This is a genomic window from Winogradskyella sp. (genome assembly GCF_028282165.1).
Classification (GTDB): Bacteria; Bacteroidota; Bacteroidia; order Flavobacteriales; family Flavobacteriaceae; genus Winogradskyella.
In genome coordinates, this window is sequence record NZ_JANQIM010000012.1 from 86,808 (window position 1) to 111,372 (window position 24,565).

The 24,565-nt window shown below is 35.1% G+C and carries 25 protein-coding genes and 1 pseudogene; 21 read left to right on the forward strand and 5 right to left on the reverse strand.

Going from position 1 to position 24,565, the window contains the following annotated elements; translation table 11 throughout:
- The first annotated feature begins 74 nt into the window (after positions 1-74).
- Positions 75-1,367: an undecaprenyl-phosphate glucose phosphotransferase gene (locus Q0972_RS06045; protein ID WP_299363789.1), complete on the forward strand. Its 1,293-nt coding sequence runs from the start codon at positions 75-77 to the stop codon at positions 1,365-1,367.
- On the opposite strand, the gene Q0972_RS06050 is transcribed toward Q0972_RS06045, so the two are convergent.
- Complete coding sequence (locus Q0972_RS06050; protein ID WP_299363792.1) at positions 1,364-2,524, reverse strand: glycosyltransferase family 4 protein; 1,161 nt, start codon at positions 2,522-2,524, stop codon at positions 1,364-1,366. The two genes, Q0972_RS06045 and Q0972_RS06050, sit on opposite strands and share 4 nt — an antisense overlap.
- A gap of 4 nt (positions 2,525-2,528) precedes the next feature.
- The gene (locus tag Q0972_RS06055) at positions 2,529-3,839 is read right to left on the reverse strand and encodes a phenylacetate--CoA ligase family protein (RefSeq protein ID WP_299363900.1); all 1,311 of its coding nucleotides are present in this window, start codon (positions 3,837-3,839) and stop codon (positions 2,529-2,531) included.
- Between the two features lie 84 nt (positions 3,840-3,923).
- Between Q0972_RS06055 and purD the strand changes: the two genes are divergently transcribed.
- Entirely contained in the window at positions 3,924-5,195 is a 1,272-nt protein-coding gene (purD, locus tag Q0972_RS06060) for a phosphoribosylamine--glycine ligase (RefSeq protein ID WP_299363795.1), read from the forward strand.
- 3 nt (positions 5,196-5,198) lie between these two features.
- On the opposite strand, the gene Q0972_RS06065 is transcribed toward purD, so the two are convergent.
- Positions 5,199-5,426 (reverse strand): uracil phosphoribosyltransferase, encoded by a 228-nt coding sequence (locus tag Q0972_RS06065; protein ID WP_299363797.1) that lies wholly within the window; start codon positions 5,424-5,426, stop codon positions 5,199-5,201.
- Positions 5,427-5,555: 129 nt separating this feature from the next.
- On the opposite strand from Q0972_RS06065, the gene Q0972_RS06070 reads away from it, so the two are divergent.
- Positions 5,556-6,473: a DUF6427 family protein gene (locus tag Q0972_RS06070; RefSeq protein WP_299363799.1), complete on the forward strand. Its 918-nt coding sequence runs from the start codon at positions 5,556-5,558 to the stop codon at positions 6,471-6,473.
- On the opposite strand, the gene upp is transcribed toward Q0972_RS06070, so the two are convergent.
- Positions 6,462-7,121 carry a uracil phosphoribosyltransferase gene (gene upp, locus Q0972_RS06075; RefSeq protein WP_299363801.1) on the reverse strand — a complete coding sequence of 220 codons (660 nt, stop codon included), beginning with the start codon at positions 7,119-7,121 and terminating at the stop codon, positions 6,462-6,464. The genes Q0972_RS06070 and upp overlap by 12 nt on opposite strands.
- Before the next feature lie 69 nt (positions 7,122-7,190).
- Here upp and Q0972_RS06080 point away from each other — a divergent pair, with 69 nt between their 5' ends.
- Together Q0972_RS06080 and Q0972_RS06085 are read left to right on the forward strand one after the other, a co-directional pair.
- Entirely contained in the window at positions 7,191-7,799 is a 609-nt protein-coding gene (locus tag Q0972_RS06080; protein ID WP_299363803.1) for a DUF4254 domain-containing protein, read from the forward strand.
- A 44-nt stretch (positions 7,800-7,843) separates the two neighbouring features.
- Entirely contained in the window at positions 7,844-8,866 is a 1,023-nt protein-coding gene (locus Q0972_RS06085; RefSeq protein ID WP_299363805.1) for a glycosyltransferase family 9 protein, read from the forward strand.
- 115 nt (positions 8,867-8,981) lie between these two features.
- Here Q0972_RS06085 and Q0972_RS06090 read toward each other — a convergent pair whose 3' ends face one another.
- Positions 8,982-10,040, reverse strand: coding sequence for a ferredoxin--NADP reductase (locus Q0972_RS06090; protein WP_299363807.1), 1,059 nt, complete (start codon positions 10,038-10,040; stop codon positions 8,982-8,984).
- Positions 10,041-10,147: 107 nt separating this feature from the next.
- Between Q0972_RS06090 and Q0972_RS06095 the strand changes: the two genes are divergently transcribed.
- The 16 genes and pseudogenes from Q0972_RS06095 (at position 10,148) to Q0972_RS06165 (ending at position 24,563) form a co-directional block, all read left to right on the forward strand.
- Entirely contained in the window at positions 10,148-11,626 is a 1,479-nt protein-coding gene (locus Q0972_RS06095; protein WP_299363809.1) for a DUF5687 family protein, read from the forward strand.
- Positions 11,627-11,651: 25 nt separating this feature from the next.
- Positions 11,652-12,371, forward strand: a complete 720-nt coding sequence (locus Q0972_RS06100; RefSeq protein ID WP_299363812.1) for an ABC transporter ATP-binding protein — start codon at positions 11,652-11,654, stop codon at positions 12,369-12,371.
- Between the two features lie 191 nt (positions 12,372-12,562).
- A complete protein-coding gene (locus tag Q0972_RS06105) occupies positions 12,563-15,190 on the forward strand; it encodes a hypothetical protein (RefSeq protein ID WP_299363815.1) in 2,628 nt (875 codons plus the stop codon).
- Between the two features lie 18 nt (positions 15,191-15,208).
- Positions 15,209-15,655 carry a polymer-forming cytoskeletal protein gene (locus Q0972_RS06110; RefSeq protein WP_299363817.1) on the forward strand — a complete coding sequence of 149 codons (447 nt, stop codon included), beginning with the start codon at positions 15,209-15,211 and terminating at the stop codon, positions 15,653-15,655.
- A complete protein-coding gene (locus Q0972_RS17915; protein ID WP_367182393.1) occupies positions 15,594-15,854 on the forward strand; it encodes an AtpZ/AtpI family protein in 261 nt (86 codons plus the stop codon). Before Q0972_RS06110 ends, Q0972_RS17915 begins: the two co-directional genes overlap by 62 nt.
- Before the next feature lie 11 nt (positions 15,855-15,865).
- The gene (locus tag Q0972_RS06115) at positions 15,866-16,261 is read left to right on the forward strand and encodes a hypothetical protein (RefSeq protein ID WP_299363820.1); all 396 of its coding nucleotides are present in this window, start codon (positions 15,866-15,868) and stop codon (positions 16,259-16,261) included.
- A gap of 146 nt (positions 16,262-16,407) precedes the next feature.
- On the forward strand, positions 16,408-17,505 hold the full coding sequence (gene atpB, locus Q0972_RS06120; protein ID WP_299363822.1) for a F0F1 ATP synthase subunit A: 1,098 nt from the start codon (positions 16,408-16,410) through the stop codon (positions 17,503-17,505).
- Between the two features lie 15 nt (positions 17,506-17,520).
- Positions 17,521-17,730 (forward strand): ATP synthase F0 subunit C, encoded by a 210-nt coding sequence (atpE, locus tag Q0972_RS06125; protein WP_181855271.1) that lies wholly within the window; start codon positions 17,521-17,523, stop codon positions 17,728-17,730.
- Between the two features lie 103 nt (positions 17,731-17,833).
- Positions 17,834-18,328 (forward strand): F0F1 ATP synthase subunit B, encoded by a 495-nt coding sequence (locus tag Q0972_RS06130; RefSeq protein ID WP_299363827.1) that lies wholly within the window; start codon positions 17,834-17,836, stop codon positions 18,326-18,328.
- Between the two features lie 7 nt (positions 18,329-18,335).
- Positions 18,336-18,872: an ATP synthase F1 subunit delta gene (gene atpH, locus Q0972_RS06135; RefSeq protein WP_299363829.1), complete on the forward strand. Its 537-nt coding sequence runs from the start codon at positions 18,336-18,338 to the stop codon at positions 18,870-18,872.
- A 6-nt stretch (positions 18,873-18,878) separates the two neighbouring features.
- Complete coding sequence (locus tag Q0972_RS06140; protein WP_299363831.1) at positions 18,879-19,349, forward strand: hypothetical protein; 471 nt, start codon at positions 18,879-18,881, stop codon at positions 19,347-19,349.
- 70 nt (positions 19,350-19,419) lie between these two features.
- On the forward strand, positions 19,420-20,997 hold the full coding sequence (gene atpA / locus Q0972_RS06145) for a F0F1 ATP synthase subunit alpha (RefSeq protein ID WP_299363833.1): 1,578 nt from the start codon (positions 19,420-19,422) through the stop codon (positions 20,995-20,997).
- 118 nt (positions 20,998-21,115) lie between these two features.
- Positions 21,116-21,396 (forward strand): annotated as a pseudogene (locus tag Q0972_RS06150) (four helix bundle protein).
- Positions 21,397-21,424: 28 nt separating this feature from the next.
- Positions 21,425-22,285, forward strand: a complete 861-nt coding sequence (gene atpG / locus Q0972_RS06155) for an ATP synthase F1 subunit gamma (protein ID WP_299363836.1) — start codon at positions 21,425-21,427, stop codon at positions 22,283-22,285.
- Between the two features lie 169 nt (positions 22,286-22,454).
- Entirely contained in the window at positions 22,455-22,988 is a 534-nt protein-coding gene (locus Q0972_RS06160) for a hypothetical protein (protein WP_299363838.1), read from the forward strand.
- Positions 22,989-23,102: 114 nt separating this feature from the next.
- Positions 23,103-24,563: an oligosaccharide flippase family protein gene (locus tag Q0972_RS06165; RefSeq protein ID WP_299363840.1), complete on the forward strand. Its 1,461-nt coding sequence runs from the start codon at positions 23,103-23,105 to the stop codon at positions 24,561-24,563.
- Positions 24,564-24,565 lie beyond the last annotated feature (2 nt).

The following is a 24,565-nucleotide window of genomic DNA, read 5'->3' on the forward strand; positions in this document are numbered from 1 at the left end:
AGTTTCGGAATTTGAGCTTATTTAAACACGGAAGATATTCAGGATATTTAAGACCTATATCATACTTAATTGATTTGAGTATAATAAATGGTGTTGGTATTATTTATTTGGTAAAAGAAAAGGATCCGTTAATTTTTATTCTTTTTATCTCAATAGGATGGGTATTGCTGTCTATTTATTCTAAATTCTATGAAGTATATAGATATACGAGGCCAGTTATTATTATATCTTTAATTGTTAGACAGCTAATACTTTTTGCATTATTTGTATTTGCATTTTCCGGTCTGTATCACGAATTGAATATCTATCCAAGACCTATAGTAAAGTATACACTTTTTTGCTTTTTACTAATCACAATCTTTAAATTCGCAATTTATTATATACTGCAAAAGTATAGAGTCTCATTTGGCGGAAATTACAGAACTACAGTAATTTTTGGATTAAATAAAAAAACGCTGGCCTTAGAGAATTTCTTTAATAAAAAGCCAGAATATGGTTATTTGCACAAAAAAACGTATAATTTTAAAAACAAAGATCAGTCATTAAATGAATGTTTTGAGTATATCTTAGATGAAAAAATAGATGAGATATATTGCTCTATCTCAGAACTTACCAATAGCCAAATAGCAGATATCGTCGACTTTGCAGATAATAACTTGAAAATATTAAAATTTATCCCCGATAGTAAAGAGATTTATTCCAAAAAACTTCGGTACGAATATTACGACTATATACCAGTATTGACATTGAGGAATATTCCCCTTGAGGATTCTGCAAACATGATTATAAAACGTGGTTTTGATATTTTGTTCTCTAGCATCGTAATAGTTTTTATTTTATCATGGTTAACGCCCTTAATCGCAATACTGATTAAAATGGAATCCAAAGGACCAGTGTTTTTCAAACAATCAAGAAATGGATTCAATTACAAAGAGTTTGATTGTTATAAGTTTCGTTCAATGACACCTAACGAAGACGCTCATTTATATCAAGCAACAAGAGGAGATCAAAGGGTGACGAAAGTTGGTAAATTTATAAGAAAAACCAGTATTGATGAGTTACCTCAATTCTTTAATGTTCTTTTTGGGGACATGTCCGTTGTAGGCCCTAGACCCCATATGGTCAGCCATACCAATATGTATGCAAAGAAAATAGATAAGTTTATGGTTAGGCATTTTGTGAAACCAGGAATAACAGGCTTGGCTCAAATAAGTGGCTTTAGAGGTGAGGTAGAAACGGATAAAGATATCATTGGTAGGGTTAAGTATGATATATTTTATATCGAAAACTGGTCTTTGCTCCTAGACATGAAGATTATATTTCAGACCTTCATTAATGCGGTGAAAGGCGAAGATAAGGCCTATTAAAGTATTTTCTTTAAATTATCTAGCTGCAAATCAAAATCAAAACTTCTAAAAGCTCTTTCTTGGATTTCTTTTTTTATCTGAAGGCCAGTATCAGCTTTATCGATTGAATTAATGATGGTGTTTAGATGATCATGGTTTCCAGCTTCAGCTACCCAACCCAATTGGTTGTTATTTATTATGGTTTCACCTTCACCACCACCAAAATATAACATTGGGAGCCCTAATTTTGCATATTCAAAAATCTTAGAAGGAACAGAACCGTATATTCTATTCAGCAGAGGAATAATGGCTACGTCATATTTTTGGAGTTCTTTGTGCAATACATTCCTGTCCACTCTACCATGAAATATAATAGGAAAAGTTTTGTTCAATTCCATAAATTTAATTAAACCTTCTTCTTCGGCTCCCGAACCATAAATATGTAATTCAATAGTATCATAATCTAGATTCTGGCATAGTCGTAAAATTCCTTGAGCCACACCTAAAAGTCCAGCATAAACTATTTTGAGTTTTTGTGATTTTGAGGAATTTTCTATTAATTCCGTTAAATTAATATTGGGGTAATTGCGGTACAAAAACAGCTCTGGTTTTTTAGTTATGTTGTTAACATGAGTTAAGATTTCATTACTTTGCCCTAAGATAAGATTGGCATTTTTGTAGTTGAAAGCTTCTAGTTTCTTCAAAAGTTTATAACTAAAATTCTTTCTTAGCGCACCCAGTTCGTAGCCAGCACTTGGCCATAAATCGCTTACATTAAGTATTAATTTTCGTCGTTTTGATTTTAAAAAAAACATACATGTAAAAGCGACTAGTAAAGGTGGCGATTGTACAATTACCTTATTGGGTATTTTGTTCCAGATAAAGAACCAAACTAAGCTTATACTATAAGATAGCATAGCGAATAGGCGCACAAATTTATTTTTAGATTTACTGGCATATAGCCAAATCCTACTGACAATAATATCGTTTTCTACAGATCTCGATTTAAGTTTACCCTTATATGCATTAAAGATTTTTCCTGTCGGGTAGTTTGGTAATGGTGTAACAACATGTACATCATAATTGGATTTTAACCCATTTGCCAAATGAAATATTCTGTTAGATGCAGCACCAATTTCAGGTGGAAAATAACTCGTAATTATCATTAGGTTTTCCATTGGCTTAATTAATATAAGATGTAAACTGTTTTAGTTTTCCCGATTTAGTGCGATCTAGCACATCAACACGTTTAAAAGTAATAGAAATTCCAGGCTCTAAATACTGTTCCATGGCCTTAGCAATGCTATCTTTTTGTTCTGACGACAGTGGTTCTCGGCTCACAAATTTAATCACAAAAGCATCTAGAGCAATTTGTTCAATAATAAACTCAGAAACATTGCCATCGTTTTCAATAACACTTTTGGTAATGTAGTAAAACGTTAAACCAGCCGCCTTTTTTCCACTTGGTAAGAGAGCTATATCGTTTGTGCGGCCAACAAGTTTTTTTAATATAGGCTTCCTCAATGTGCTTTTTTCATCCAATATGCCAATATCACCAATATCATATCTAATAAAGGGATGGGCTTTGTTATATAGCGATGTAATTACAATTCGTCCTTCTTCTCCATAAGGCAAAATATTATTGTCACTATCAAGTATTTCAACATATAAAGTTTCACTATTAACCTGCCATTCTCCGTCGGAATTCTGAAAGGCTATTAAATCCAATTCTGATGCTCCGTACTCATTTACTATCGGTAAACCAAACTGTTCTTCTAAAAGAGCTTTGTCATCATCAAATAACATTTCGGATGTAACTATGGCGACTCTAAGCGTTGGGCAGATTGAATTCAAAATCACATTTCTCCTTTTGAGATATTTAGCAAATTGCACTATTGGGCTCGTGTAACCATTTATATATTCAAACTTTGTAGAGCTAAATGTCTTTAAAGTCTTTGAGAAAGCTACATCACTTAAATCAAAAACCGAAAATCGATATCGATTGCTAAACCAGTCCTTTAGCCGTTCTTTATAGTATCCCTTTTTATCTAATGGGATTCCATAAAAACGCGCTTGTTTTGAAGTGTTAAAATTTATGCCGTACCAGTCAAACCGATTCATAATTTCTGCCCACGTTAGGGCATGGCACCATTTGTCTTTAGCAAAAATGAAAGGGTCTCCAGAGCTGCCTGAGGTTTTATTTACATAAACATTCTTTAATTTGTAACCTACACTTAGACGTTGCTCTAGTGGCTGTTGCAAATGTCGTTTGGTCATAACCGGAATAGAGCTCCAATCATCTGCATCAGCAACCTTGACAAAGGACCTGTAAAAAGCATTATTAGCTAAGTGAAATAGAGTAATTCCTTTCTTTTGATTGGTAACATAATCGGCAAACTCTAAGTCATTCTTGGCCTGAATTTTGGATAGAGCTAATTTGGCTTTGTCAATATCAAAGCCGTTTATTTTCAAAGAAAAATCGAATAGCTGCAAGATCTTTAAGGCCAAAAAGGTTTCCGTAAATTAATTGTTTTTTCAAATCAAAACCAATTATTTTTGCCCAAACAAAATTAAATCATGAATATTTTAGTACTTGGCTCTGGTGGAAGGGAGCATACATTTGCTTGGAAAATAGCACAAAGCAATCATTGTAACAGACTCTTTGTAGCTCCTGGAAACTCTGGAACTGTGGATATTGCTACAAACTTAAATATTTCAGTAACCGACTTTGAAGCTATCAAAGATGCGGTTATAAAAAACAACATTGATTTAGTCGTAGTTGGTCCAGAAGATCCACTGGTAAAAGGTATCCACGATTATTTTTTACAAAATGAAGATTTGCAGGGTGTTTCTGTAATTGGTCCTCAGAGAGCAGCTGCAGAATTGGAGGGCAGTAAAGAATTTGCCAAAGAGTTTATGAAACGTCATCATATACCAACTGCAGCATACCAGAGCTTTACAAAAGATAACATTGAAGAGGGCTACAGGTTTTTGGAAACTTTACAGCCACCTTATGTCTTGAAAGCAGATGGACTGGCCGCAGGCAAGGGAGTTCTTATTATTAAGGATATAGAGGAAGCAAAAAGGGAGTTAAAAAATATGCTGGTTGATGCAAAATTTGGTAGTGCCAGTACCAAAGTAGTAATTGAGGAGTTTTTAGATGGTATAGAGTTAAGTTGTTTTGTTTTAACAGACGGTAAAGATTATAAGATTCTTCCAACAGCAAAAGATTACAAGCGGATAGGAGAAGGTGATACAGGACTTAATACAGGAGGTATGGGAGCCATATCTCCGGTTCCTTTTGCTTCAAACGAGTTTTTAGACAAAATAGAAAACCAAATTGTTAAGCCAACAGTAGAGGGTTTAAAGGCAGATGACTTACCTTATGTCGGATTCATTTTTATTGGATTAATAAAAGTTGGGGACGATCCAAAAGTGATTGAATATAATGTAAGAATGGGAGATCCTGAAACTGAAGTCGTTTTACCAAGATTAAAAAACGATTTGGTAGAAATCTTTAAAGCAATGTCAAATCAAACATTGTCAGAAATTGAATTGGAAATTGATAATCGTGCAGCAACGACGATTATGCTTGTTTCGGGAGGTTACCCTGAAGCCTATGAGAAAGGTAAGGAAATATTTGGTTTAGAAGCTGTTAAGGATTCAATTGTATTTCATGCAGGTGCAAAATCCGACAATGGCAAGGTTGTAACTTCTGGCGGACGGGTAATGGCCATTACATCTTATGGTACTAATTACGAAGAAGCCATAAAAAAATCTTACCAGAGCATAGATTTACTATGCTTCGATAAGATGTATTATCGTAAGGATATCGGATTTGATTTATAAAACCTATAAATAAGAGTGTGCAGTCACACTTTTGTCCTCTTCATTGTTGGCATTATACTTGGCCAATTGCATCATCCAATAAACAAAGGCAACAAGGCCTATCACCAAGAAAATCCAGGACATAATGTTAGCACCAAACCAACTTTCCAGTTCAAATGCCCTTAAAGCATCAAATGGTGCAAATAAGAAGTCTACAAATAAATCTTGTATTCCGTAAAAGAAATCTTTCATAACTTTATAAATTTACTCGCAAAAGCGAGTTTTAAATTTTTAGTGACACAAAACCAACCAGCTTTCTTAAAATTAGCTCCCAAACATGGGTAGAGCGCTAGCTTGATTGCAAAAATACAAAAACAGCAAATGATTACAAGCATTTTCAGTAAATCTAAGCCTATAAATCTAATTATAGTGTCAGTTTTTATTGTTTTGGTTTTTTTAATCTCCAATTTTAGTACTTTATTCAGCAATATAGACGAAACCATAAAGGCTGTTGTAAAACTAATGATAGCCCTCTTTTCGCTTTTTCTTTTAGATTTTATTATCTCTAAAAATAACCTCACCAAAAAGAATAGTTACGCTATTATGACTTTTGGTTTATTGTTTGGAATGTTTCCAGAAATACTGAAGTATTCGGATTTATTATTTGCAAATGTATTTGTGCTTTTGGCGTTGAGGCGGTTAATAAGCTTACATTCCAATCTTTACATTAAGAAAAAATTATTTGATGCTGGGTTTTGGATTATGTTAGCTACCCTTTTCTATTTTTGGTCAATTTTGTTTTTTGCACTGGTTATCGTAGCTCTAATTTACCATTCCAAAAACGATATTAAAAATACCATCATTCCATTCGCAGGTATAGCGACTGTTATTATGATGCTTTTGGCCTACAACATCATCATGCACGATACTTATATTAGACCCTCAGATTTTGAACGTTATGCCAGTTTAGATTTCACAGTTTATAATAGCAAGGAACGTATACTTAAATTTACGATCCTTTTTACATCTTTTGTCTGGACACTCGTGTATTTTTTTAGGACTATATCAGATAAGAATAAGAAGTTAAGACCCTCTTTCTTTCTTGTCGCATGGGCATCGGTAATAGCTATATTAATAGCCATAATTGCGCCAATAAAAAATGGAAGCGAGTTCATATTCTTGTTTGCTCCTTTTGCTATCATTATGGCAAATTATATAGAAGTTATTTCAGATAGTTGGTTTAAGGAAGTTTTTATATCTCTACTGCTTATAGCACCAATACTAAGTTTACTGTTGTAGTTTATTGCCAAAAGCCAAGTCTCCCGCATCACCTAATCCAGGAATAATATAACCTTTGTTGTTAAGGGTTTGGTCTATGGCAGCTATCCAAAGATGCGAGTTCTCTCCAAATTCTTCGGCAACATAGTCCACCCCTTTTTGAGCACCAATAACACTAACTAAGTGAATTTCTTTTGGAACACCAAATGGCTTAAGCGCTTCAAAAGTGGCAACCATCGACTGTCCTGTAGCCAACATAGGGTCGGCCAATATCAATGTTTTGTTCTCTAAGCTTGGGCAAGCTAAATACTCAACTACGATTTCAAAACTCTCAGGATTGTGCTTATGTTGTCTGTAAGCTGAGATAAAAGCATTTTCGGCAGCATCAAAATAATTCAGTAAACCATTGTGAAGTGGAACCCCTGCCCTTAGAATTGAACACAAAACGATATCTTTTTTGTGCAAAACCGTATGAGAAACACCAAGAGGAGTTTCTATTTGATGTGCTTCAAAATTTAGGGACTTGCTCAACTCATAACCTAAGATCTCACCAATGCGTTCTATATTTCTTCTAAAACGCATACTGTCTTTTTGAAGGTTTTTATCCCTTAATTCAGAGATAAACGAATTTAAAATAGAAGGCGTTTCGGAAAGATTATGAATATGCATAAATCAACTTTTAGTTCAATGGCTAAGTTAATAATTCAAAGTATATTTGTATTCTAAATCAATTCTAATATGTTTTCAGAAAGAGCCAATGCCATATTTCAAGATGTTATTAAGACTTATAAAGTTTTAGACACCGTAGATCAGCCTTTTACCAACAAATATGATAAAAATGACGATGTAATCGCACATTTATTATACAGAAAGTGTTGGATCGATACGGTGCAATGGGCATATGAGGATATCATTAGAGATCCAAACATTAATCCAGATGCAGCCTTGAAACTTAAGCGAATGATAGATGCTTCTAACCAGGATAGAACAGATACAGTAGAGTTTATTGATAGTTATTTCTTGGATAAATACAAGGATGTTGAGGTAAAACAGGATGCTAAAATAAATTCTGAAAGTCCAGCTTGGGCCATTGATCGTCTATCGATTTTAGCCCTTAAGATATATCATATGCATCTCGAAACTGTAAGGGAAGATGCCACGGAAGAGCATAAAGCAGCTTGCCAAAAGAAACTCGATGTGTTGTTAGAGCAACGTATCGATTTAAGCACAGCTATTGATGACTTGCTTAACGACATTGCTAAAGGCGATAAATACATGAAAGTGTATAAGCAAATGAAGATGTACAACGACGATGAGCTTAATCCGGTTTTAAGAGGGCAAAAATAGCGCGCCATCCTAAACTTGTTTTCAGGATCTCATATTCTGACTAAATGTCTGAACCAAAACACATATTGGTCATTAGATTCTCTGCCATGGGAGATGTGGCCATGACAGTACCTGTGCTTAGAGCTCTAACCGAACAGCATCCCGATCTAAAAATCACAGTAGTTTCAAAAGGATTTTTTAAGCCGTTTTTCAAGGACTTAAAAAACGTTGATTTTTTTACCGTGGATTTAAAGGGAGTACATAAAGGTATTTTTGGGCTGTATAGATTATCTAAAGCATTAAAAGCTTATGGGTTTGATGTTGTGGCAGATTTACACAATGTTTTGCGCAGTAAAATTTTAAAGGTATTTTTCTTTGGAAATGAAGTCATTCAAATTGATAAAGGCAGAGCCGAAAAAAAAGCATTGACTTCGGGCAAACGATTTCAACCATTAAAAACTACGCACCAACGCTATGCAGATGTGTTTGAACAATTAGGATATTCAGTAGATTTATCCCAAGTTTCATTTCCTGAGAAAGCCAAACTCACCCAAAAGCTAAAAGCCTTTATTTCTGATTCTGATAAAAAAACTATTGGCATAGCACCTTTTGCAGCGCATAAAAGCAAAATGTATCCATTAGACCAAATAGAAGACGTTATAGATCAGTTCTCCCAAGATTATAATATTATTTTGTTTGGTGGTGGCCGCAATGAGGTAGAACACTTAAGTAGAATTGAAAGTAAACACAGCAACGTACAGTCTGTAGCAGGAAAGTTAGATTTAGAAGGAGAGTTGACTTTGATTTCCAATCTCGATGTAATGCTATCTATGGATTCTGGGAATGGCCATTTAGCAGCTATGCTTGGCGTAAAAGTCGTTACTATTTGGGGCGTAACGCATCCTTATGCAGGTTTTGCACCCTTCAATCAACCCGATGATTATGCCTTGGTTGCTGATAGAGCACAATTTCCTCTAGTACCGACATCGGTTTATGGTAATAAGTTTCCCAAAGAATACGAAAATGCTGCTGGGAGCATCACAGTAGAGAATATAGTCTCAAAAATTAAATCTGTCATTCCTGAGTAGGCAGGAATCTACAAACTTCTCAATACACCCCGACGTTAACTGTCGGGACACTCGAAGTGCCTAGCTTTGATTTATAATATTAACCAAAACCCAAAACCTAATAGCCAATAGCTGGCTACACATCATCATAATCCACAACAATGGTAGAGGATGTAGGATGTGCCTGGCAGGTTAATATTAGACCTTCAGCCACTTCACTATCCGTTAAGATATTGTTTTGCCGCATAGTGGCTTCGCCCTCTACTAATCTGGCAATACAACTGCTACAAATACCACCTTGGCAAGAGTATGGTGCATCGATGTCTTGTTTTAGTGCAGCTTCTAGAACAGATTGATCCTGAGACATTTCAAATTCAAATTCTTCATCGTCAACAATGACTTTAATTTTAGAGTTGCCATCAAGAGTTTCGGCATTAGTTCCGTTTGAAGTTTCAGTAGGAGCAGTAAACAATTCAAACAAAATATTCTTTTCCTTGACACTATTTTCTAACAACACATCCTTTACAGTATGAATCATCGCCTCAGGTCCGCAGAGGTAAAACGTCTCAACGGTGACGCCTTTGTATTTATTCTTTACAATTAGGTTCACCGTACTTTTCTCAATACGACCAAAAAGTGCATCCTTTTCTTGTGCTTGACTGTAAATAAAATGAATATGGAATCGATTTCCGTAAGTTGCTTTAAGCTCCAATAACTCTTTAACAAACATGGCATCAGCTAAAGTCTTATTGCCGTAAACCAATATAAAATTGCTAAAAGGCTCACCTTCTAAAAGTGTTCTTATAATGCTTAGTATTGGCGTTATACCACTACCAGCAGCAAAAGCAGCAACAGTCCTCGTCCTAGCATCATTAGCTTCAAAAATAAAACGGCCATTGGGTTCAGCTACTTCAAGAGTATCACCAGACTGTAACTTTTCGTTGGCATAAACAGAAAATGTGCCTCCTTCAACGGCTTTAACACCAACGGTGATGTCGCTACTTGTTGGTGAAGAGCAAATAGAATAATCTCTGCGAACTTCTTCGCCATTAATCTCTGTTTTTAAGGTAATATACTGACCAGCCTTGAAACTAAAATTAGCTTTAAGATGTTCAGGGATATCAAAAGTAATAGCAACAGATTTGCTTGTTACTTGATCAATAGACTTTATAGTGAGCTCATGAAATTGTGCCATAGCAAAATTTTTTTTGCAAAAATAAGGAAGCCAACATTTAAAGTTAACTTTGTTTGTAACAAATTAACAGTTATGTTTACTAATACGAAAAAATCAACCATTTAGCTATGATCAAGCATTTTATTAACTTAGAATGGAAGCAATACTTCCGTTCTTCGTATTGGCAAAAGAGTTTAGGTCTTAACATACTCCTTGTTTTTTTTGCAATTTACTTTACAGTAGGCTTTCTGTTTTTTGGCTTTATGCTTTTACCAATAATCAAAAAATTGTACCCAGAACAAGATCCTTTTGTAGTTGCAAATAGTTTTATGTTTTTTTGGATCATTATAGACCTAATGATGCGTTTCTTCCTGCAGAAACTACCTGTCATGAGTGTAAAACCCTTACTTACTTTACCAATTAAGCGATCAACAGTTGTGCATTATGTTTTAGGTAAATCAGCCCTGTCATTTTTTAATTTTTTGCCACTATTTGCCATTATTCCATTTAGTATAAAACTTATGGGGGACGGTTATGAAACTCCTATGATTTTAACATGGATGTTCACCACGATCATTCTGGTGTTAATTATTAATTTCTTCAATTTTATCGTTGAGGCGTTATCTGCGAAAACAGAGTTATCTTTTTTACCCCTAATAGCTATAATTGGTGCGCTTTATGGTTTAGACTACTTTAATGTATTACCCATAAAATCAGCTATAGGAGGCACTTTAATGACTATTGCTAACAATCCGATTCTTATTCTCATTCCAATAGGATTTTTGCTGCTTTTTTATTGGTATAACTTTAAGATTCTTGAAGATAAACTCTACTTGGACAGTTCTTTAAAGTCTAAAGTCACCGAGGTAAAAGTAGCGGAGTTGTCCTGGACTAGACATTTTGGAGACATCGCTCCTTTTATGCAGTTAGACTTAAAGTTAATTTGGAGAAATAAGCGTACAAAATCTTCGGTCTTTATAATGATCATAGGTTTGGTCTATGGCTTATTCTTCTATCCTCAACCCGTGTATAAAGATATGGTTTGGTTGTTTCCTTTTATTGGGATATTTGTCACAGGCATTTTCCTTATTAACTTCGGGCAGTTTATCCCAGCTTGGGATAGTGGTTACTACAAAATGTTGATGAGCCAAAACATTAAGTACGAACAATATCTGAGGTCAAAGTTTATTTTGATGGTACTTAGTGTGGGCATCATGTTTGTGTTAAGTATTCCTTATGTATATTTCGGTTGGAAAATTTTAGTAGCTCATTTTGCGGCGGCTATTTATAACATTGGTGTTAATTCGCACGTGATGCTTTTTGGAGGTTCGTTCAACAGGAAAAAGATAGACCTCAACCAACGTGCTGCTTTTAATTATCAAGGCACTGGTGCGGTACAGTGGATTATTGGCTTACCTTTAATGTTATTGCCTATGGGCATATTTGCTGTAGTCAATTGGTTGGTTGGTTTTGAAGCCGGTATCGCAGTACTCATTCTAATGGGCATTGCTGGTGTTGTGCTCCATAAAAAACTGATGAAGATAATAACGCAACGCTATTTAGATTCAAAATATAAAATGATTGACGCATTTAGTAAAGATAATTAATACATAAAAATTAAGATTACACACCATGATATATACTAAAGATCTTTCAAAATCCTACAGCGGCACTACCGTTTTAAACATAGAAGCGCTAAGTATTCCTAAAGGCCAAAGTTTTGGTTTAGTGGGTAACAATGGCGCAGGAAAAACAACTTATTTTAGTCTATTGTTAGACTTAATAAAGCCTTCAACTGGCAATGTTACCAATAATAGTATTGTCGTTGATCAAAGTGAAGATTGGAAACCTTTTACATCATCATTTATCGATGAGAGTTTTTTAATTGGTTACCTAACACCAGATGAATACTTTTATTTTATAGGTGATTTGCGCGGACAGAACAAAGCAGACGTGGATGCGCTGACCTCTCAGTTTGAAGATTTCTTTAACGGCGAAATCCTAGGGAAAAAGAAATACCTTAGGGATTTAAGTAAAGGAAATCAAAAGAAAGTAGGTATTGTAGCTGCGCTCATTGGAAATCCAGAAGTTATAATATTGGACGAGCCTTTTGCCAATCTAGATCCAACAACACAAATTCGCCTGAAAAAAATCCTTAAAGATTTGGCCGAAAAACAAGGTGTCACGATTTTAATCTCTAGCCACGATTTAATGCATATTACTGATGTGTGCGAGCGTATCGTAGTATTAGAAAAAGGAGATATTGTTAAGGATTTGGAAACAAATCCTACGACTTTAAAAGAGTTAGAAGCACATTTTGCCAGCAATATGAATGTTGCACAAGAAGAATAAAAAAGACAATCAATTAGTTGTTTTAAGCTCGTGATTATTCTTTAATCGCGAGCTTTTTTATTAAGGTTAAGCCTGCAATTCCTCGAAAAACAATTTAATAATATCAAAAATTGAAAAAGATGTTTAATTTTACCACTTAGCATACTAAAAACCTAATAGTTTAGTTATCTAGTAACCAAATAGAACCAACTTTGAAGACCTATTATAAAATTATATTATCGCTTTTTTGCGCCGTTTTTATTGCCCAGAGTTGTTCTAGGAAGAAGGATACATTTGTCAATAGGAACTTTCACGCGCTAGGGACTAAATATAATATCCTATTCAATGGCGATATAGCTCTAGAACGAGGCAAATTAGCTATTAATGATGCTTTCACTGAAAACTTTTGGAAATTGTTACCAGTAGAGCGGATGGAGATAAGCGAAGATCTCTTTCTTCCAGGTGAATCTGAAAACGCAGATTTTGAACGTGCTGAAGAAAAGGCCATTAAAGCCATTCAAAAGCATGGGATGAATATTGACGGCAAGGAAAAAAATCCTCAAATAGATGAAGCCTATTTATTATTAGGCAAAGCACGTTATTATGATCAACGCTTTGTGCCTGCGCTTGCTGCTTTTAATAATATTCTCAATAAATATCCTACGAGCGATAAGATCAATCAGGTGAAGATTTGGCGCGAAAAAACCAATATGCGATTAAATAACGACGAGGTAGCCATAAAGCGGTTAAAACGGTTGTTAGAGGAAGAAGAAGGTGTCATTACTGGGCAGGATCTTGCCGATGCAACAGCAGCACTGGCTCAAGCATATATCAACCTTAAATCTAAGGATAGTGCCATTGCATTACTTGGAATAGCGGCAGAGAACACAAAAATAAAACGAGAAAAAGCACGCTATCATTACATAAGAGGTCAACTTTATAATGAGTTTAAGGAAAAGGATAGTGCCAATATGGAGTTCGATGCCATTATTGATATGCACCGACAAATACCAAGGGCATTTTATATTAATGCGCACTTAGAGAAGTCTTATAATTTTGATGCCTTAGATGGTGACAATGTAGCTTTTGAGGAATACCTAGCAGAATTAGAAGAGAATAGAGAGAATAGACCTTTTCTTGATAAAATCTATCATCGCATAGCAGAATACCATCGTAACAGTGCCTCAGATAGTTTGGCTGAAGCTTATTATAACAAGTCATTAAGAAAGACCTCTTCGGACAATTACTTAAGAGCACTCAATTATGAAATACTTGGCAACATGTATTTTGACCGCAATATTTACAAGACCGCAGGTGCTTATTACGATAGTACTATGACTGCTATGGTTCCAAACTCTAAGCCTTTTAGGGTGATTAAACGAAAGCGTGAAAACTTAGACGATGTTATTTACTATGAAGGCATCGCTCAAGTTAATGATAGTATATTATATATGGTTAGTCTTCCAAAGGAAGAGCAACTTGCTATTTTCACTAGGTATACAGAAGAATTAAAAGCTATAGCATTACAGGAAGAACAACGTAGAAAAGAAGAGCAAGAAAGACAAGAAGTAAGAAATAATGCAGCTCAACTAAATAATAATCGACAGATGTCACGGGTAAATCCGGGTGCTTTACCGGGAGAATTTATCAGTAAAGACCGAAATACCGTTCCAGGCGGAGCAAGTAATTTTTATTTCTACAACACAACTACCGTAGCTTACGGAAAAAACGAGTTTTTAAAAATTTGGGGAGAACGTCAGCTTCAGGACAACTGGAGACTTTCGAACCAAAGAGCAAGTATAAGAGCCTCTGAAGAAAAAGAAGGTATACCTAAGGTTACTGGGAATGAAGAACGCTACGATCCAGAAACTTACATAGCATTACTCCCCACAGAGCAAATAGCTATAGATAGTCTAGCAAAAGAGAGAAACTTTGCCTATTACCAACTCGGAATTATTTATAAGGAAAAATTTCGAGAACTCGGATTGTCTAAATCTCGCTTTGAAGATTTACTCAACTACTCACCCGAAGAAAGATTAATCCTGCCCTCAAAATATAATCTTTATAAGATTTATACAGAGCTGGGATTATCCAGAAAGGCAGAAGCTATGAAAGCGGATATAATAGCCAATCATCCAGATTCACGTTATGCAGAGATTTTGTTGAATCCTCAGTCTGAGTTGTCTAAGGATGCCAACAGTCCCGAAGCTATATATACTGGTCTCTATAAAAAATTCGATAATCAAGAATATGCAGAAGTCATCTCCGAAGCTGAGACCCAGATTAAACGCTTAGAAGGAGACGATTTTGTTCCTAAGTTCGAAATTCTAAAAGCATCAGCTAAAGGGCGACTTTACGGTTTTGAAGCTTATAAGGAGGGCATTAACTATATAGCACTGACTTACGCTAATACAGAAGAAGGGAAAAAGGCAGAAGAACTCTTACAAAATGCCATTCCTGCTTTGGCGAAGAAAGAATTTATATCTGATGACCAGCCAAAACATTTCAACGTAGTCTACCAATTTGAAAATGGTTCAGGTGAAGATATTGATGCTTTTATTAAGACTTTGAATGAAGAGATTGAGAAGAAAATACAATACTTTGATTTAACAACGTCAAAGGATTTGTATGATGAAAACACCACGTTTGTTGTCGTTCATGGTTTAACTAGTATACAAGGAGCTAGCGGTTTTGCCCAATTACTACAAACCGATGAAAAAGATAAACGTGGAAGACCCATAAAGCCAAAAATCACAAAGGAATATTTTGCAATTTCCTCACCTAATTATGCTATTATTCAACGTCATAAAAATTTAAACGCATATCTAAAACTAGAGTAAATTAAAACCAAATCAACGATGTTTTCCTCAGACAACAAAAAACCAAAACAACAAAAAAGTATGGAAACAAGTACACAGCAGAATATTATAGCACAAGGCACCAAAATAGTAGGTGATATAGCAAGCCAAGGCCCTTTTAGAATAGATGGAACCGTTGAGGGTAACGTTAAGACTTCAGGTAAAATTGTCATAGGCAAATCGGGATTTATAAAAGGGACATTGCAAGGGGAAAATGCAGATTTTGAAGGGAAATTTTCAGGAAAACTCATTTTATCAGGGACATTGTCTTTAAAATCTACGGCACATATTGAAGGTGAAGTTCATACAAGTAAGCTAGCTGTTGAGCCAGGCGCAACATTTAATGCCACATGTAGCATGAAAGGTACCGTAAAAGCATTAACTAATGAGCCAACCAAACCAAAACAACCGGAACAAACAACGCAAAGACCCGAAAGACAGGCTTAATTCTTATGCCCATTATTCTGGTTTGGTCATCCAAATGATGGCTATCATTGGTGTAGCAACATTTATTGGTATTAAGCTAGATGAAAAATACCCTAATGACAAGGACCTATATACATTAGCCTTATCTTTAACAGGAGTTATTTTGTCAATTGTTTATGTAATAAGGCGTATTATTGCAACTTCGAAAAAAAATAATTAAATAGGGTCTTAATGGAGGAATTTAAAAAAAGGCAAGTTGTTTTCTTGTTACAATTGCTTGGAGTTACAGCAGTACTATTTGCTATTCACAGCTATTTACTGTACCATTTTGCCAATGACATTACATTCTTCTTTCCTGTTTGGCAGATTTATACCTTTCATGTAGTTATAACATTGCTATTCTTTTCCATTATAAATTACAGATATGCAACTGGGAAAAAAGAAATTTTCAACCTTTTTATGGTTTTAACGTTTATGAAAATGTTTTTAGCGATACTTTTTCTGCTACCACTTTTACTATCGGATTTTGAGAACAAACAGCCCGATGTTTTCAACTTTTTCATTCCCTACTTCTTATATCTTTTCTTCGAAGTTTTTGCGATTACAAGATTCCTTCAAAAGCCATAAAATTTTATTTTTTGTTGTCATAAGGAATAGGCAGTATTTATCGCGAAAAAACTTTAAAAATTAAGGGCAAAATAATGTTTGTCAATTCATTTAATGTGTGTACATTTGCAGCGAATTTAAAATAAGGTATTTTAAAGCCGAAAAGAATGACATTAAACACCTTTAGAAATTTAGTACTTGCCGCTCTATTTTTATCATTTAGTTTTATTGGTTTTGCTAAGGACTCTGGAGAAGAGGGAGAGAAGTTCGATCCAAAAGAAATGATCTTGCATCACGTAAAAGACGCTTACGGAATGCACATAGCGACTCTGAACGAAGGCAAAGAGAACGAATTGCACATTACAATACCACTTCCAGTTATTGTTTACACAGATAAAGGATTAACTGTTTTCTCATCTTCTGCATTCCACCACGATTACCATGGGCATGAAATAGTTGAGAGAAACGGGCAAAAGTTTGTCAATGTACATGAAAAAGTATATGTGTTGGACGAAGGCGTTTCAGAAGTTAGTTACGATGAAGAAGGTCATCCTACTAATGCACATCGACCAACTTTAGATTTGTCTATTACAAGAAACGTATTTATGATGTGGGTTTCAATAGCAGTGTTACTGTTGATTTTCCTTTCAGCAGCACGCCGATACAAAAAAGCGGACAACTACGTACCTTCAGGCATTGCTGGTTTTGTAGAGCCTCTCGTTGTTTTTGTGAGAGATGAAATTGCTAAGCCTATGATTGGCGAGCATAAGTACAAGCGTTACATGCCGTACCTGCTTACCATTTTCTTCTTTATTTGGATTAACAACATTTTTGGATTAATACCAGTTTTAAATGGTGCGAATGTTAGCGGAAATATTGCTTTTACATTTACTTTGGCGGCAATCACGTTTATTATAACAACGTTTAGCGGAAATAAACATTATTGGCAACATATTTTTTGGATGCCTGGTGTACCTGTCCCAATGAAGATATTCTTAATGCCGATTGAAATTATTGGAATGTTCGTAAAACCAATTTCTCTAATGATTCGTTTATTTGCTAACATTACAGCAGGACACGTTATCATCTTAGCATTAATGTCATTAATCTTTGTATTTAAGACTGTAGCCATGGCGCCAGTATCGGTAATCTTCTCATTATTTATTACAGTAATTGAAATTGTTGTTACAGCAATACAAGCATATATATTTACAATATTGTCAGCCCTTTATTTTGGTATGGCAACAGAAGAAGCACATCATTAATTTAAATTTTATATTATGACTATTACAGGAATTGCAGCGATTGGAGCCGGATTGGCAGCTATTGGAGCTGGTATGGGTATCGGAAGAATTGGTGGGTCAGCTATGGAAGCTATGGCACGTCAACCTGAGATGCACGGTAAAATTCAAACCTCTGCTTTAATCTTAGCAGCCTTCGTAGAAGCGGTAGCACTTTTTGGTGTTGTTGTTGCTTTCTTACAAGGGTAAACAAACAAAATACAGAAGTAACGGTTGGTTGCTTCTGTATTTTAATCATTCTTTTTTACCTAAGTGAAAGAGAATAAAATTTAAGTTATTAAAATAAAATAGAATGGATTTAATTACACCAGAATTTGGACTTGTTTTTTGGACTTTAATAACCTTTTTGGTTCTATTATATATACTAAGAAGATTTGCTTGGAAACCTATTTTAGGTGCGGTAAGCGCAAGAGAAGAGGGTATTAAGGACGCGTTAGCATCTGCTGAGAAAGCACGTCAAGAAATGGAAAATCTTCAGGCTGATAACGAACGTATTTTACAAGAAGCTCGCGCTGAACGTGAAGCAATGTTAAAAGATGCTCGTGAGATAAGAGAGCAAACAATCGCAAAAGCTGAAGCAGAAGCCCAGGAAAAAGCGAGTAAAATTATTGAAAAGGCACAAGCAGCAATAGAAAGCGAAAAGAAAGCGGCTATGGCAGAATTAAAAAGCCATGTAGCTGGTTTATCAATAGATATTGCAGAAAAAGTGGTACAAGGTGAATTATCTAACAAAGACAAGCAACTAAAATTGGTTGAAGATATGTTAGGCGAAACAACACTAAACTAAATATTTAATGGCAGAATCAAGAGCAGCGATACGCTATGCAAAAGCAATACTTAGTTTAGCAACAGATAATAAGGTTGCTGAGGCGGTTAATGCTGATATGAAGCACATCTTGTCTGTAATAGCAGAAAATAGTGATTTAAGTGCTATGCTTCAGAGCCCAGTGATTAGGTCAGCAGACAAAAAAGCGGTATTAACCTCAGTTTTCGATAGAGTAGACACAGCTACTTCTAATCTAATTGACACTTTGATTGCCAATAAGCGCATAGCATTATTGGGCGATGTTGCAAATAAGTATAATCAATTATACGATCAATTAAGGGATGCTCAAGTTGCTAAAGTAATTTCGGCAACACCTTTAACTTCAGCTTTAGAGAAAAAAATACTAGCCAAAGTAAAAGAGTTAACAGGTAAAACAACCGAAATAGAAAATACAGTAGATGCATCTATTCTAGGGGGGTTTATATTACGAGTAGGCGATTTACAATACGATGCAAGTATTGCGAACAAATTGAATAGATTAAAGAGAGAATTTACACTAAATTAAGACAAAATGAAATTCACTAAGATAATTATAACAGCACTTTTAATGGTATTTGCGTTAAACGCAAATGCTCAAAAAGTTAAGATGAAAAAGGGCTTTGTATATGTTGATAAAGTGAAGTTTTTAAAGGTTGAAAAAATAAATGGCTCAAAATACTTTTTTTCAACATTAGATGATGTAGAATTTCTTTCGGTAACGCTAGAAAAATTTGGTACAGGAAAGCACATGTCCGTTAGAAATCCAGTCCCAGGACAAGACACGGAAATATATCATTATTACTCAGTTTTTAAGTTTTTGGATATAGAAGGTATAGAGGAATCGTTTGAAGTCGACGAAGGCAGTATTAAAGAACTGATTAGAATGATGCACAAATCGAAAATAGTTGACGATGGTGGCGAGTTATCGATTAAGAATTTAACAAGAATGAAAGAAAAATATTCTGATAATGTATCAGAAAGAAGATTTTTAACTAAAAATTAAGCTTAAAATATAGAATAGTTTAGATACGATGTATAACATCTCATATCTAACATTTAATATCTAAATAAAGATGGCAGAAGTAAAACCAGCTGAAATATCAGCAATCTTAAAACAACAACTTTCAGGTTTTGAAGCAGGTGCTTCATTAGACGAAGTAGGAACAGTATTGACTGTTGGTGATGGAATTGTACGTGCTTATGGACTTTCTAATGCGCAATACGGAGAATTAGTAGAATTCGAAGGTGGATTAGAAGGTATTGTACTTAACCTTGAAGAAGATAATGTTGGTATCGTATTGTTAGGACCTTCAAAAGAAATTAAAGAAGGTGCTACAGTAAAGCGAACTAACCGTATTTCCTCTATTAAAGTAGGAGAAGAAATGGTTGGTCGTGTTGTTGATACTCTGGGTAACCCAATAGATGGTAAAGGCCCAATAGGAGGCGATTTATACGAAATGCCATTAGAGCGTAAAGCACCAGGTGTAATCTTTCGTCAACCCGTAGATGAGCCATTACAGACCGGTATTAAGTCTGTTGACGCTATGATCCCTGTAGGTAGAGGTCAGCGTGAGCTGGTTATTGGTGACCGTCAAACCGGTAAAACAACGGTTTGTATCGATACCATTTTAAATCAAAAAGAGTTTTATGATGCAGGCGAACCTGTATTCTGTGTATATGTTGCCGTGGGTCAAAAAGCTTCAACCGTGGCCAATATTGCAAAAACATTAGAAGATAAAGGAGCTTTAGCTTATACCGTAATTGTTGCTGCTAACGCGTCGGATCCTGCTCCTATGCAAGTATATGCACCATTTGCAGGTGCTGCGATTGGCGAGTACTTTAGAGATACTGGCCGTCCTGCACTAATCGTTTATGATGATTTATCTAAACAAGCAGTAGCTTATCGTGAGGTATCCTTATTATTACGCCGTCCACCAGGACGTGAGGCCTATCCAGGAGACGTTTTCTACTTACACTCAAGATTATTAGAGCGTGCTGCAAAAATAATTGAGGATGACGATATTGCTAAGAACATGAACGATTTACCAGAGTCATTAAGACCAATGGTAAAAGGGGGAGGATCATTAACAGCGTTACCGATTATTGAAACACAAGCAGGAGACGTATCGGCTTATATCCCAACAAACGTAATTTCTATTACGGATGGTCAGATTTTCTTAGAGTCAGATTTATTCAACTCTGGTGTTCGTCCGGCGATTAACGTAGGTATTTCTGTATCTCGTGTGGGAGGTTCGGCACAGATAAAGTCTATGAAGAAAGTAGCAGGAACCTTAAAGTTAGACCAAGCACAATTCCGTGAATTAGAAGCATTTGCGAAATTTGGTTCGGACCTTGACGCTGCAACGTTAAATGTAATCGAAAAGGGAAGACGTAATGTTGAGATCTTAAAACAAGCACAAAACGATCCTTATACGGTTGAAGATCAGGTAGCCATAATTTATGCTGGTTCTAAAAACTTGTTGAGAGACGTTCCTGTTGATAAAGTTAAAGAGTTTGAAAGAGATTACATCGAATTCTTAAATGCGAAGCACAGAGATGCTTTAGATGTCCTTAAATCTGGTAAATTAACTGATGAGGTTATCGATACACTAACAAGTGTGGCTAAAGATCTTTCGGCTAAGTTTCAGTAAAAGTTCTGAGTTTAGAGTTATGACTTTAGAGTTGTTGTAATTCTAAATACTTAATAAATATTGATGTCACTAGAGAACAGTTCAATAAGGAAAAAGAGTTTTTCAATTTGCTGTCGATATTGTTCATTTTGCTGACAAATTAAAAGAAAATAAAGATTTTGAACTAGCTTCTCAGATTCTTAAAAGTGGAACAAGTATTGGTGCTAATACTAGGGAAGCTCAAAAAGGAGTTAGTAAAAAAGATTTAAAAATAAGTTTGGTATTGCTCTAAAAGAGGCTGATGGGACCAAGTATTGGTTAGAAATTCTTGAAGCAACAGGCAGAGAGGTGCCAAAAGAAATGATGAATAAATGTGAAGAGTTAATAAGAATATTGGTTTCAATTATCAAAAACTCATAACTCTACACATATAACTCATAACTTAAAAATGGCAAACTTAAAGGAAATACGTAATAGAATATCTTCGGTATCTTCAACGATGCAGATTACCAGTGCCATGAAGATGGTATCTGCTGCAAAGCTAAAGAAGGCCCAAGATGCAATTACAGCAATGCGTCCTTACTCTAATAAGTTAACGGAATTGCTTCAAAGCCTAAGTGCAACACTAGATGCAGATAGTGGAAGTAAGTTCGCTGAGCAAAGAGAAGTGAAAAAGGTACTTTTAGTCGCTATAACATCAAATAGAGGTTTAGCAGGAGCATTCAACTCCAATATCATTAAGCAAGTTAATTTGCTTTTATCAGAGACCTATTCAGATCAAGAAGTCTCTATCCTTACTATTGGAAAGAAAGCTAATGATGCCTTTGGGAAAAAAGAAAATGTTATTGCCAACAAGAGCGAAGTATTCGATGATTTAACCTTTGAAAACGTTGCCCAGATTGCCCAGATGATTATGGATAAGTTTGTTGATGGCGATTTTGATAAGGTAGAATTGATTTACAATAGTTTTAAGAATGCCGCTACTCAAATAGTGATGACTGAGCAGTTTTTGCCTATAGTCCCTGTTGAAAGTGATGCTAATGTCAATCTAGATTATATTTTTGAACCCTCTAAGCAAGACATTGTAGAAACTTTAATTCCTAAGTCATTAAAAACACAATTGTTCAAAGCAATTAGGGATTCCTTTGCCTCAGAGCATGGGGCACGTATGACAGCGATGCACAAAGCAACAGACAATGCCACAGAGTTAAGAGATCAATTGAAATTGACTTATAACAAAGCACGTCAGGCGGCCATTACCAATGAAATTCTTGAAATTGTTGGTGGAGCTGAAGCTCTAAATAGCTAGTATTTGGATTATATTAAAAATTAATAAAGAATCAGACCCAACTCAATTGAGTTGGGTTTTTTACTGCATATATCTTACACAAGTGTGCTGTTCATCGATTAAAAGCAAAAAAAGACGATTAAAAAAAATATTTTTATAAATTGCCTTTCCAAATCTTAACCTACTTATAATGGAAAAACTAAAAAAGGCAACTTTCGCCATCGTTTTTGTCATCACATTATCATTGGCTTTTCAATGTGCTAGTCCCAAAGTAGCAGCTATCAAATTTGAGGAGCAAACCCCTTTCATACTCGAACCAGTTGTTTTTCAAGAATGGTACGCTGGTATTAAGGTTGGTGGTACTGGGATAAATGTTTTCATTCCAATTTCAGATGTCAATAAAGGCATAGTCTTTGACGAAATCTATTTTAGAAACCTAAAAGGCAAGCTTATTAAAGACGAAGACGACTATAAGGCTGTTTTGAAACATCCATCACGTCACTATACGTTTAAAATAGCTGATAAACCGGCCGATTATCCATTTGATCTTGATGGTAACGAGTGCGTGATAAGCTATATTGAAAATGGTAAAACTAAATATCATAAAATAAAGACACTCAACGAAGTTGCAGGAACTTATTATGAAAACGGACCTCCATCAATTTACACTAAAAGCAGTTCAGATAGTATGGCCTCATTAGACGAAGAAGAGGAGGATAACTAGAAATCAAAACAATTCAAAAAAATAGCCTTACTGATTAGTGAGGCTTTTTTTATTTTCAAGTCATCAAAATAGCATATATATTTAATATTTTTGGGAGTACAATAACTACTAAGATTGAACGCATTCAAATCTCTTTTTAAGCAAACTTTTATTTATGGTTTAGCCACTGTATTGCCGAGAATGCTGAGCTTCTTATTGGTGCCGCTATATACAAGTGAGGCCGTTTTAGCAAATCCGGCGGAATATGGAACAGTCTCTGTTATTTTTTCATATTTTGTTTTGTTCAATGTGATTTTGGCTTACGGAATGGAAACCGCCTTTTTCCGTTTTTTCAATAAAGAAGACGACAAAGCAAAAGTCGTTAGCACGGCAACAATGTCCTTGGTAATCTCATCAATAAGCTTTTTTGTCATTGCATTGTTATTTCAAAATCAAATTGCAAATGCCATTAACATTGATGTTAAATACATCAAATTAGTGATTTGGATATTGCTATTAGATGCTTTGGTCATCATTCCTTTTGCATGGCTCAGAGCCAATGAAAAGCCCATGCGCTATGCCATTATTAAACTTCTAAACGTCGTTATAAATATTGGTCTTAACCTGTTCTTTTTGTTGGCCTTAAAAAACCTGGCGCAAACCAGTGGCTTATTTCAAGGCATTTACAAGCTAAACTTCGAAATCAGTTATATTTTCATTGCCAATCTCGTTGCGAGTGCGGTGACGCTATTAGCAATGCTTTCATTTTATACAAAAATCAAGTATCAATTTGATAAACATTTATGGAAACAAATGCTACGTTATGCCTTTCCTGTACTAATTGCTGGTGTGGCATTTTCAATAAATGAGACTTTCGATAGAATATTACTCAAAGAACTATTACCGGCAGATGTGGCCGAAAGTGAAATAGGCATGTATTCTGCTTGTTATAAACTAGCATTGTTTATGACTCTTTTTGCTACGGCCTATCGTTTAGGGATAGAACCGTATTTTTTCAGTCATGCAAAGACTAAAAACCCGCAAAAAAACTATGCAAATATATTAGAGTTCTTCGTCGCTTTTGGATCGATTATATTATTGGCAGTTGTCGTATTTGCCGATGTGTTAAAACCCTTCATTATTCGAAGTGAAGCCTATTGGGAAGCTATGTGGATTGTACCGATAATTTTGTTGGCCAATTTTTGTCTCGGCATTTACCATAATTTATCAGTGTGGTACAAAATTACTGACAGAACAAGATTCGGAGCCTACATTTCTGTAGTCGGAGCCATAGTTACTTTAGTTATTAATTTTGTTTTTATTGAAGCCTACAGCTACAAAGCTTCTGCTGTGGCGACATTGGTAGCTTATGCCACCATGATGGTATTGTCATTTTATTTCGGAAGAAAGTATTATCCAATTCCATATAACCTCAAAAAAATAGGTCTTTACCTATTGATTTCAATTAGTTTCTCAATGTTATCTTTTTATAAATATCGAGGGGTTTATATTGCAGGTATTGCTATGTTAATTGTATTTTTGGGACTTGTTATTCTGTTGGAAAAGAACCAACTAAAAAAAGTCTTAAAAAGGTAATG